Origin of the sequence: Dyadobacter sp. LHD-138, from assembly GCF_030929615.1 — a bacterium.
In the GTDB taxonomy this organism is placed as follows: domain Bacteria; phylum Bacteroidota; class Bacteroidia; order Cytophagales; family Spirosomataceae; genus Dyadobacter.
This window is the reverse complement of record NZ_JAVFVU010000036.1, coordinates 73,109-84,591: the sequence shown is the minus strand read 5'-3', so window position 1 is coordinate 84,591 and position 11,483 is coordinate 73,109. Positions and strand designations below refer to the sequence as shown.

The 11,483-nt window shown below is 44.4% G+C and carries 13 protein-coding genes; 2 read left to right on the top strand and 11 right to left on the bottom strand.

Features of this window, described 5'->3' with window-relative positions:
* Window positions 1-118 precede the first annotated feature (118 nt).
* The 11 genes from RB622_RS23675 to RB622_RS23625 form a co-directional block, all read right to left on the bottom strand.
* Window positions 119-748 carry an SCO family protein gene (locus RB622_RS23675; protein ID WP_308049195.1) on the bottom strand — a complete coding sequence of 210 codons (630 nt, stop codon included), beginning with the start codon at window positions 746-748 and terminating at the stop codon, window positions 119-121.
* Between the two features lies 1 nt (window position 749).
* Entirely contained in the window at window positions 750-1,235 is a 486-nt protein-coding gene (locus RB622_RS23670) for a hypothetical protein (protein ID WP_308049194.1), read from the bottom strand.
* 63 nt (window positions 1,236-1,298) lie between these two features.
* A complete protein-coding gene (locus RB622_RS23665) occupies window positions 1,299-2,336 on the bottom strand; it encodes a cytochrome c peroxidase (RefSeq protein WP_308049193.1) in 1,038 nt (345 codons plus the stop codon).
* Window positions 2,337-2,356: 20 nt separating this feature from the next.
* Entirely contained in the window at window positions 2,357-3,148 is a 792-nt protein-coding gene (locus RB622_RS23660) for an MbnP family protein (RefSeq protein WP_308049192.1), read from the bottom strand.
* Between the two features lie 154 nt (window positions 3,149-3,302).
* A complete protein-coding gene (locus tag RB622_RS23655) occupies window positions 3,303-3,680 on the bottom strand; it encodes a hypothetical protein (RefSeq protein ID WP_308049191.1) in 378 nt (125 codons plus the stop codon).
* Window positions 3,681-3,689: 9 nt separating this feature from the next.
* A complete protein-coding gene (locus RB622_RS23650; RefSeq protein ID WP_308049190.1) occupies window positions 3,690-4,832 on the bottom strand; it encodes a cytochrome c peroxidase in 1,143 nt (380 codons plus the stop codon).
* A gap of 24 nt (window positions 4,833-4,856) precedes the next feature.
* Window positions 4,857-5,693 carry an MbnP family protein gene (locus RB622_RS23645; protein WP_308049188.1) on the bottom strand — a complete coding sequence of 279 codons (837 nt, stop codon included), beginning with the start codon at window positions 5,691-5,693 and terminating at the stop codon, window positions 4,857-4,859.
* Between the two features lie 144 nt (window positions 5,694-5,837).
* Complete coding sequence (locus RB622_RS23640; protein WP_308049187.1) at window positions 5,838-6,743, bottom strand: hypothetical protein; 906 nt, start codon at window positions 6,741-6,743, stop codon at window positions 5,838-5,840.
* 10 nt (window positions 6,744-6,753) lie between these two features.
* Entirely contained in the window at window positions 6,754-7,893 is a 1,140-nt protein-coding gene (locus tag RB622_RS23635) for a cytochrome c peroxidase (RefSeq protein ID WP_308049186.1), read from the bottom strand.
* 18 nt (window positions 7,894-7,911) lie between these two features.
* Window positions 7,912-8,739: an MbnP family protein gene (locus tag RB622_RS23630; RefSeq protein WP_308049185.1), complete on the bottom strand. Its 828-nt coding sequence runs from the start codon at window positions 8,737-8,739 to the stop codon at window positions 7,912-7,914.
* Between the two features lie 138 nt (window positions 8,740-8,877).
* On the bottom strand, window positions 8,878-9,270 hold the full coding sequence (locus RB622_RS23625; RefSeq protein ID WP_308049184.1) for a hypothetical protein: 393 nt from the start codon (window positions 9,268-9,270) through the stop codon (window positions 8,878-8,880).
* A 272-nt stretch (window positions 9,271-9,542) separates the two neighbouring features.
* Between RB622_RS23625 and RB622_RS23620 the strand changes: the two genes are divergently transcribed.
* Both RB622_RS23620 and RB622_RS23615 read left to right on the top strand, forming a co-directional pair.
* On the top strand, window positions 9,543-10,103 hold the full coding sequence (locus tag RB622_RS23620) for a sigma-70 family RNA polymerase sigma factor (protein ID WP_308049183.1): 561 nt from the start codon (window positions 9,543-9,545) through the stop codon (window positions 10,101-10,103).
* 110 nt (window positions 10,104-10,213) lie between these two features.
* Entirely contained in the window at window positions 10,214-11,338 is a 1,125-nt protein-coding gene (locus RB622_RS23615; protein ID WP_308049182.1) for a FecR family protein, read from the top strand.
* Window positions 11,339-11,483: the final 145 nt, after the last annotated feature.

Here is an 11,483-nt window from a genome sequence, read left to right as displayed (position 1 = left end):
GTAGGTTGTCTGCGGCCCATTTTTCCTGATTTGCTTATAACTAAAGATAATCAATTCTGAAAAAATAAACAACACTATATACGCAAAAAAAGAGACTGCCCTTTTGAGACAGCCTCTTTTATTCCTTTAAAAGAACACCCAGGTCTTTGATCAGCTTGTCTGTCCCCTCCTGCGTGGTTCCGTCGTACATACCCCGGATATGCCTGTCTTTATCGATCAGCACAAAAGCACCACTATGGATATATCCGCCCGCCTGGCTTGAATCCTCCATCGCACTCACCATATAATGTTTCTGGCCAATGTCATAAATCCTCTCACGATCACCTGTGACAAACTGCCACGTATTTCCCGCTATCCCCAAATCGGTCGCATATTGTTTCAAAATCTCCGGCGTATCATGTTCGGGATCGATGGTATGCGAAAGAATTCTGACATCCGGATTGTCTTTAAATTCCTTGTAAACCGTCAGCATATTTTTTTTCATAATCGGGCAGATGGTAGGACAAGTCACAAAAAAGAAGTCAGCCACATAAACCTTGTTCTTAAAATCTTTTTCGGTAATCGTCTGCTTATCCTGGTTCGTGAACGAAAAGTCAGGAATTGTCGGATAAATCGTCTCTTCGGTTTCCTTCCCGTCCACCACCTTTTTAACTACCTCGGGTTCTCCGAAATAATCCAGCTTTTTAGTCTGGCAGCCGGCACTTATCGCTAATAGCACCGCAATGCGCAAAATCCATGGTACTTTCATATCACTTTTTCGTTTTTTCAACAAACTGAGCCGCATCCGCAATACCCTTATTCATGAGCACCCTAACATTTTCGATTTTTTTCTTTTGATCGGCGACGTAAGCACCCGCCGCTGTTTTCTCCAGCGATTTCAACGTATCAAATTTGAATTCATGCATCCAGCCCATCATCGCCTTATCCGCGCTGTCCAGTTGTCCATGTAATTTTTGCGCTTCCTCTTTCCGTGCCGTCAGCAAACTTGTCGACTTGATCTTAATCAGACTATCCGTCGTTTTAATATCATCGCCGAGCTGTTTTTTCAAATTCATGACCTGATCCATATGCGGCATAATGCTGTCGTGAATGGCCAGCATCTCCTGCGTTTGGGCGTCCAAAGGTGTTTTTTCATCGTTATGCTCATGCCCTTCGTGGCCCTCTTTTTTCTCACCGGCACCATTGCAGGCATATAAAAACGAAATGGTCAGGGCGGCTAAAATGTACTTCTTCATAGTAGAATATTAATTGTAATGGTAAATAATAAATAGAAACGGGCTATAAAATAAACAACAGGATTATGGGCGACTGAATTCAGGGTTGGTGATAAATTCTTGATCTGTCAGTGTTTTCAGAAATGTTATGATCGCCTTTTTTTCTTCCGCTTTCAACTTTAACCCTTTTTCGGGCAGTTTTAAATCCAGCGTGGATGATGTTTTAATTTCTTCTGAATAATGGTCCAGCACATCTTCCAGGCGCTCAAACCTGCCATCGTGCATGTAGGGAGCGGTGAGCGCAACATTCCGTAATGTCGGTGTTTTAAAACGTCCAATATCAGCCGTTTTATAAGTAACCCGGAACCTTCCCTGAAAAATACCTTCCAGGGCATCGTTACTAAAATCTGCATCAATACCATTGTTATGATAATCATGATCAGTGAATAACTCACCGACATGGCAGCCCTGACATTTTTCCTGAACCAGCTGCAAACCAACCAATTCCTGAGGCGATAAATTTCCTCCGGGCTCATTTCTCCGGTATTTATCGTACCGGGAACTGGCCGAAACCAGGCTTCTCTGAAACTGTGCCAACGCTTTCACCACATTTTGCGAGGTAATTTTCTCATTGAAAGCAGCCTTAAACCGCGTTACATAATCAGGAACGATATTCAGTTCTTCTATCAATTCAAATAAATCCTGATGCATTTCGTCAGCGGCGGTTAACGGACCAAATGCCTGAGATTCCAGATTTGTGGAACCTCCATCCCAAAAAAGACCATTCCCTGCCCACGCCAGATTGATGAGTGCCGGGGCATGCCTATGTAACGTTGTTCCTGAAACACCGGCATTGCCCAGCGCTTTGCCGTCACTAAAAGCCAGCTTTGGCTCGTGACAGCTTGCGCAGGAAATTTTGTTATTGCCAGAAAGCCGAACATCGTAAAAGAGCAATCTGCCCAAAGCAATCCCCTCTTTCGTCATCGGGTTTTCAGGATTTTCCTGCGGCACAGGAAAATTGGCCGGGACCTCAAACCCATAAGGCTGAGATCCCGGTTCAACTTTCGGATTGTCATGGCAAGCCGCCAGAACAAAACTTAAACCAGCAATATGGAAAGCCAAGTTTTTCAATAGTGCCTAATTTATTTTGAAATCGCACTGAAAGAGAGCGCCTTGGTTCCATAGTTATTTGCCAAAGCCGACATGATCGTGGCCTGTGCGGCATTTACTTTTGGGGTTTTGATCAGATCAATCCCATCGACAATACGGGTCACATCCAGATTAAGTACCACACCTTTGGTGGTTGCAAAATTGACAGGTGTTGTAAAATCAAGAGAAACCGTTTTGTAATTGGCGTTCAAACCTGTTTCTGCCGTAAATTCTCCACCCGTTGTCCCCTCCTTCACCGTGCCACCCACCGAAGTAAAAATATAACTCGTGTGCCACATCCAGGCAATATTGCTCATGCCATTGGCAATGGTCAGTTCGCCGTCGGTAAGGCTCAGATTATCGTTGTGTCTGGCATCCACACCGATAGAGAATTTGATGCTTTTGTACTCCCCTGCCGGAATATCCCCGACCTCGATGGTCTCCCTTTTGCGGGCAGGATAGGTAAGCTTATCTGCAATCGTGCCGGACAGGTTCAGGTCGCCCACTTCCTCCATCAGGTAATATGAATTGGGAACGAGATATTCCGCGCCCTTTGCATCAACCAATGTGACGTTGCTGACCCAATACCGAAGTTTTGAAAAGTTGTAGGTCCGGCTGCCAATGACAAAATCCTTGTTTAGGGCAAAATCGGCAGAACCAACGCGGGCGTCAAAAGTGATACTTGTTTTTGAATTTGTAACAGGTGCCACGTCCGATGCATCATCGTTACTATCACAAGAGGAAAATATAAAAGTCGCCAGAGCGAAAATGAAAATTCGTTTCATAAATGTTTTGTTTACTAAAATCCAGAAAGATGATTGGTTGAAATCTGTTCGGGTTACACATGATTTCCCCTCACACATTTATCTAAATGTGTGATAAATCCGATCGTCAGAAAGAATAAAGGGATGTGGTAAAACCAGAAAATCGATGCAAAACCTAGCCCCTGGGCGGTCTCAGTAAACGCGATGCGGGAGAAAGATAAACGGCGAGCTGATAGAAAAAACCGGGCTTTTCTTTCAGGTGCAAAAGATCGGGAGAAAATTTAAATAAGGTGACAGGCTGATTAAAAAGCTGCAACACAGGCAAATTTTGAACCTGACTTGTTGTCTCCTTGTCCTTATTGTCTTCCTGCTCTTTGAGTTTTCGGGCCAGATAACATTTACCGTTACATTTCAGCTCGGGCCGCTGGCGATTTTCACAAAGTACCTTTGCGATATAATCACGGTTTAAATGGAAATACGCGATCGTCCCCCACGGGCTAACCGTTGGCAGCATTATCGAAAACAACAACAAATAGGCTGTAAAGACGCGCATTGATTTTAATTAAAGGGCATTTCCAACACCCGGATCCGATAACGCCGGATCACGAATAAACTGATCGTCGCTTAATGTCCGCAGGAACAGAATAATACTTTGCTTTTCTGAGGCCGTCAGGTTAACCCCGACTTTTCCGCCGGCCAGCTTGAAAACATCGTCCAAAGTCTCCGACGACTGCATCGAATCGGTATAGTGATTAAGTACCTGCTCCAAAGTAACGAACCGGCCATCGTGCATGTAGGGCGCGGTAAGCGCAACATTTCTCAAACTTGGCACCTTGAATTTGTTCAGGTCGCTGTTGTTTTTAGTGATCGCGTAACGTCCCTGATCATTTATCTTCTTCGGCGGCAGGCCATTATTCCGGAAGCTGAAATCGGTAAATAATTCACCGCTATGACATGAGGAACATTTCTGTTTGAAAAGTACCATGCCTGCTTTTTCGTCGGCCGTGAAAGCAGCAGCGTCACCCAGCACATAATAATCGTATTTCGAATTGGCTGAAACGATCGTCATCATAAACTGCGACAAGGCTTTCCTTACCTTTTCAGAAGTAATTTCCGTAGTACCATACGCAGCCTTGAACATTTTAGGATAATCCACCTGCACTTTGGAGGCTGGATTGGGTGTTGCCCTCAGTTTCACCAGAATATTGTCCATGGTTTCATCCATTTCCACCTTATTCTGAATCGGATTGAGCGGAACAGAATCCAGCCCATGCACATTTCCATCCCAGAAAAATGACGTATTCCATGCAAGGTTCTGAACAGCAGGCGCATTTCGTGTGCCCAGCTTATCGTCCACACCGTGGCTAAGTTCATGCCCATGATGCGTGAAAGCAGACTGCTGCTGATGACAGGTGCCGCATCCGATGATATTGGTGCGGGAAAGGATGCCATCATAAAACAAAAACTTGCCCAGTAAAACGCCCTCGGCCGTCAGAGGATTTTTGGTGAGATCATAAACCGGATCTGGAAAATGTTTTGGTTTCACCCATTGCAGCGGTGTCGGCCCGGTTGGTTCAGGGTCCGGATCAGGATTATCCGTACCTCCTCCCGATCCCGAGCAGGCTATCCCCATCAGCAACATGACTAATGACACGCTCAAAAGCAGGCAAATCCTCTTCACAACAACATGAAACGTTTTATCCATAAATGATTTCAGCGACTGGCCCGGTTACTTTGCCTGGCTATTCTGTTTTAGCTCTCCAAAACTAAACATCGATTTGTAATTATTGGCCACTCCAACCGACAAAACCGGATCAGCCATAATGCTCGGATTTTTATCAAAACTGATCGGGTTGGGACCGTTATAAACCTTCTCCACATCGGCATACAATTTTACGCTCGGAATACTGTCGCCTTTCACAATGGCCCTGCTTCCTCCAAAATCAATTTTAACCGTTTTGATGTTATTGACCGTTTTCTGGTTAAACCCTCCAAACAAGCCGATATGGTAATAAAACTTGCCATTGGAAGCGGACGATTGCGGCGAGGCGCCTTCCAGTTTAAGAAAAATGTAGCCCGAGTTCCAGGCCCAGTACATACCATCTCCAGACATTTCACCCGACGGATCCAAAGCGCCTCCCCTTTTCTCGATCCCGGAAACACTGCGCAGACTGTCTACTCCGATGATATATTCAATTCCCGAATAATTTCCATCAGGCAGGTTGTTCAGTGAAAGAATCTGAGATTTCGGATCAGACTCCACAATTCTGAAATAACTCGAATCCTGTGGGATCGTATAACTTTGTCCATCTTCACGCAGAAGCTTGATGTTGGAAACAAAATAATTGAACCGGGATATCGTAAGACTTTCGCCAAGACTATTGGTATAGGTTTTGTTATCAAGAACAAGGTCCTGCTTTCCCACCACGTTGTCAAATTGCAGCAGAAATTTGCCTTTTCCGGCCACTAGTCCGGGATCTTTTATTTCATCGGAGTCATCTTTACAAGCTACGACCAGCAAAGAAACCACCATCAAAAGAAGATAGAAATACACCAGTTTTTTCATACTATTTATAAAACTAAATAAGATTCTGTTATAAAAAATCAGACATTTACTCACGAACGGTTACTTTCAAAAACGGCTAAACAGCAGGTTTTGATATAGCACCGCAGCCAAGTCGTATATTAAATTTCAGGAGCTCTGAAATCTCTAAAAAAGAAAGCCAACCTGTACCAGTATCCTTTCCTTCGCGACCACATGCCCCGAATTACTTTTCTGCGCAATGGGTTTCTGGCCGTTAATACCCAGAGTCCAGCGGTTTGAGAAAAGATTCAAGCCTACCGTTCCGTTTAACTGCCTGCCACCCGTTTCATCCAAAACCACATCATTTTTTGTCCCGCGTGCAGATTGCTCCGCATAAAGGCCAACGGCTGGCGTCAACGTCATTTTTCCCACTTTAAAAGACCGGTACAAATCCATGGTTCCATACAACTGATTTCCAAAATGATATTCCTGCGAGTTGGTCGTATTGAATTTTCTTGAAACATTGAAACCCAGTCCCCACTGATCCAGATTGACGGTGTAAAATGCGTTCAAGATAAAATCCGTGCTACCGGTGCCCGGCTGAAAATTGGCGTTGGCAACCTGCAAAACATCATTTTCATCATACTTGAAACGCCCCGTCGGAAGTTTGATCCCCCCGCCGACCATCAGCGTATGCGTGAATTTTGAAGAATTTTCCCGGTCCATGAGCGTATTCAGAATGTTGTAATTGATGAGGATGGTCATGTCGCCAAAACCATTCTGTTTTTTAGTCCCGGAAGTCGTGATCTGCTGATCCATCCGATACGGCAAAAACGCCATGATCTGCACCCGTTTTATCGGGAAAAACCGTGTGTAAAGTTCTGTAACGTTAAATTTTTCTTCCGTGCGTAAAACCTGGCTTGCAGGGTGCGTCGTGAAATTCAGATGGTTGTAACGGATACCAATAACCGACTTGTTGGATTGCGGCATAAGTCCGAAATAGGATCCGCTGTTTGCACACCCGCATATATCACAGGCCTGCGAAAAAAGCGGTGCCAAAAGCAGGGTCATTAAAAAGCTGCGTATTTTCATCGTTAAAAATTTATAATGCGTTGCCGATTCCGGGATCGGAAAAGGATTTATTTTTTATAAAGTTGTCGTCACTCAGCGTTCTGAGAAAAGCTATAATGCTCTCTTTTTCAGTTTCGCTGAGATTAAGCCCCGGCTTCCCGCCAGCTCTCAGCAATGGATCCAGCGTTTCGGAATTTATTACTTTATCGGTGTAATGTTCCATGACCTCACCCAGCGTTTTGTAACGACCATCGTGCATGTAGGGCGCTGTGAAACTGATATTCCGAAGACTCGGCACTTTGAATTTGTACTTATCCGCTTCGCTTTTTGTCACTTCATAACGTCCCTGATCGTCGGCCTTTAAGGGTGCCAAACCATTATTCCTGAAACTGAAATTGGTAAACAGCTCACCTTCATGACACGATCCGCAATTTTGCCGAAACAGTTTAAGCCCTTCTTTTTCTTCCGTTGAAAGCGCGGTAACATCACCCAGGGCAAACTTGTCGTAACGCGATTCGGCCGAAACCATGGTGGTCATAAACTGCGACAAAGCCTTCATCATTCGTTCCGTGGTGATCTCCGGTGTACCAAATGCAGCCTTGAACATTTTAGGATAATCTACCTGCACCTTTGCCGATTTATCAGGCGTGTTCCGCAGTTTTTCAAGCACATGGTTTACCGTTTCACCCATTTCTACCGGGTTTTCGATCGGGTTGAAAGGGACGAAATCCATATCAAACACGCCGCCATCCCAAAAGAAAGCCGGATTCCAGGCCACGTTTTGAATCGAAGGCGAGTTGCGTCTTCCAAGCTGGTCGTTGACACCGTGACTTAATTCATGTCCATGATGCGTAAAAGCAGACTGCTGCTGATGACAGGTTCCGCATCCGATAATCTGGTTGCTGGAAAGGATGCCGTCGTAAAAAAGAAACTTGCCCAATGCAACACCTTCTTCTGTCAACGGATTCTTGGTCAGGTTATAAACGGGATCCGGGAAATTTGCCGGTTTTTTCCATGCCAGCGGTGTTGATCCGGACGGTTCCGGCTCCTGATTATTTTCTTCCGGTTTGCATGCACCCAACATGACGCCTATCCAAGTCACACCGATCAACAAGACCAGAACAGGCCTTATCAGTCGTTTTTGCTCCAATATTTTCTTAATTGATTTCACTGTTTTTCACGATTAACATCAATGAGCACTGGACGTAGGATGGATGTGATCCAGACTGAACATCGTTGTATAATTGTTGGCCAGCGGTGCAGTCAGTTCAGGGGTTGCTGCCTGCGGCAAACCCGCTATGCTGACTTTCGTGACGCCATCAAATATTTTCAGAATGTTGATCAGCAAATGAGCCTCCGGCGACTTGCTTGTCGTAACAGTCGCTGTGGTTCCGGTAAAAGGAACGCTTATCGTTTTGATGTTATTGGCTGTTTTCGTTGTCAATCCGCCAAAACCTTTGATCTGATATGCAAATTTGTTGCCGTTCGCAGCAGGCGCTGCTGCAGACGTCCCTTCCAGTTTCAAGAAAGTGTAGCCTTCGTTAGCATCCGAATACATCGCCGCACCCGTTTTCCCAGCCCCGGTATCCAGTACACCTGTCCGTTTTGACGCCGCAGCTACGGTTCTGGCGCTGTCTACGCCCAGCATAAAAGTAACGCCTGAATAATCCCCGACGGGTACATTTTCCAGTCTTACTTCATAACTTTCTTTATCAGCGGCATTGATCAAAAAATAACTCGAATCCTGCGGAATCACATACTGGCTTCCATCCTTGCGAAGCAATTTGAAATTCGAAACATAATAACTCAGCGCCGAAACACGAAAACTCTCTCCGCTGGCATTTTTATAATTCGTGTTGTTAAGCGCAAGAAGCTCGTTACCAACCGTGTTATCAAAATAAAAAACGATATCACCACGGCCGTTTCCATCGGTTGGTTCGGGCTCGTCGGAGCCACAGGAGAACAACAGTGCGGAGAGGAAAATAAAAATATATAAAATTGAAAAGCCTGGTTTCATACAATCTTGTTTAAACTGAAAATTCAAAAACAGGTACATACGAATTCCGTTTTCCGTACGGTTCGAACGGAAAAATCCTTGCAATCAATCTGCTTTGTCGGCAAAATGAAAGTCGTAAATACCCTTAAAAGAAATCAGTTAAACCAGAGGCGGATGGAAAATATCGGCCACAGCATTACGCGCTGCAAAAGGAGATTTGTATTGGTAATTGACAGGCATCCGCACTTCAAAAGTGACCGGCGGTGCTGAATAAACAGCCTGACTGCTATCCATTACCTGATATAAAAGATGAGACAAATAGTCGTTCTCAGCCTGCCGCGCTTCTTTTTCCTTGGCTTCGGCAATGCGTTTGGCGAGGTAACACTTCCCGTCGCAATGCATCATCGGCTTGTCACGGTTTACGCACAAATTGGCAATAATGTAGTCGCGGCGGATCTCAAAATCCAGGTATAACAACGGAAGCACCCACGCTTTTACAAGCATCAGCGTAAGCAAGCTTAACGCAATCCATTGTTTTTTGGGATTTTTCAATTGTTAATCAGCGAGATAAGAATCTTTACCTTTTTTCAGAGGTTACAAATATAGACAAGAAACCTTCACGACCGCCTTCCAAGCCTTGTTATTTGTAATTCCGGGTCCCGCAGAAAACGATTTATACCAAATTATTTACCGCAAAAATCAACAGCTACACCGGCAAATGAGCGGTTTATATCAGAATAAGATAAAATAATATTGTAGTTTTATATAAAAAATCGTAGGATTGCATCCCTTTTATCGAACTCGCATCGCTCTCAAGAATTTAAATGCCCAGCCCTACTGACCTAAATACAGACGAATCTGAACTATGGAATGCTTTTCGTGCAGGGGATGATATCGCCTTTGGAAAAATTGCACGACAGTACTACCGCAGTCTGTTTAGTTATGGCGTAAAATTTTCCAGAGACCGCGAATTTGTCAAGGATTGCATTCAGGATTTGTTTCTCGAATTGTGGGCAAAAAGAGAAACGATCGGCGACACCGGTTTTGTGAAATTTTATCTTCTGAAATCATTACGCAGGAAAATCCACCGCGAAAGCCTGAAACAACCATGGCTTTCGGATGAAGACGATATGGATTTTGAATCAGAGAATCTGGGTGAAAACTCCATTGAGCAGCAAATTATCGAAATTGAAACGAATGAAGCGATGCTGAAAATGCTGAACCAGCAGATTAACCTGCTGACCAAACGCCAGCAGGAAATTATTTATCTCCGCTTTTTCGAAAACCTCGACAACGAATCCATTGCACAGGTGATGTCCATTTCAAAGCAATCTGTTGCCAATTTATTGTACCGCACCATTCAGGAACTGAAAGACAAATTATAGCCCGTCGTTCCCCGAAAAACACCTTTTCGAAGTTTTTTCAAAAAAAAGTGAAATATTTTGATTATTTCATGTTAACCGCTGCCTATGTATAAGTAGAAGCCAACAATAACATGAATCAATACCAAGAATATAGCCTTGAAGATTTTGTATTAGACGCCCGGTTTCAAAATTGGGTACGATACAAACGTGACGCCGACAATACTTTCTGGGAAAACTACCTGATCCATAACCCTGCCCAGAAGCAGGAGATTGCCCGGGCGCAGGCTTTGCTGGAAAGTGTTTACGTGCATTACGAAACGCACCTGGACGAGAGTGAAATCGATTTCGAGATTCAGGAGTTGTTAAGTAAGGTCCGCAGTGAAAAGGAAACGGCTTTCGCAGCAGTTCCCGAAACGAAAAGCCTTGCTTCCACACGGAATATTTTCAGCAGAAGCTCCGTTTTCTGGGCAGCGGCAACCGTTGTGATGATGTTGAGTCTGGGCTGGGTTTATCAGCGTAACCGTATCAGCGACAGCAATTACGAAAGACTTACAGCCGGAAAACCATTACACGAAGAAGAAAACGAAACAAAAACGAATAAGATCATCACCCTGTCGGATGGCAGTAAGGTAACGATGTTTCCACATTCGAAGATCAGTTTTCCTGAAAAATTCCTCGTTGAAAAGCGTGAAGTCTATCTGTCGGGCGAGGCGTCTTTCGAAGTTTCCAAAGATCCGAAAAGACCTTTCCTGGTGTATGCCAATGAATTGGTTACCAAAGTTTTGGGAACAAGTTTTACGATCAACGCCAAAGACGCGGCTTTGAAAACAACCGTTGAAGTGAAGGAAGGTAAAGTTTCTGTGTTCAGGCAAAAAGATTTTACCGAAACCAAAGACCAGAAAGTACTTAAATCCAAAGGTATGGTCCTTACTGCGAATCAAAAGATGGTTTACGAACGGGAAACAACGAATATGTCAAAAACCATCCGTGACACGCCTGAGGTGGTTGATGGTGATGACGCTGCCACTTTTGATTTCGTGAATGCACCGGCTTCCCAGGTTTTGGATGATCTGGAAGATGCTTATCAGGTAGATATTATTTTCGACAAAGACCTTCTCCGCGACTGCCCGGTAACGGCTTCACTGACCCGCCAGTCGCTGTTTCAAAAGCTTGATATAATCTGCGAAGTGATCGAAGCCCGCTATGAAATGCTCGACGGACAGATCATCGTATATAGTAAAGGTTGCAAAAATTAAGCTAAAAAAATTCTTTTAACCCTATCTCAACATTTATGTAAAAAACAAAGTACAGTTAAAAAAAAGAGTCGGATGATGCTACCAACATCTCCGACCCTCATGAATCCCCCAAGTTGCTTTCGGAACCAACAAGACATCCTTCGCA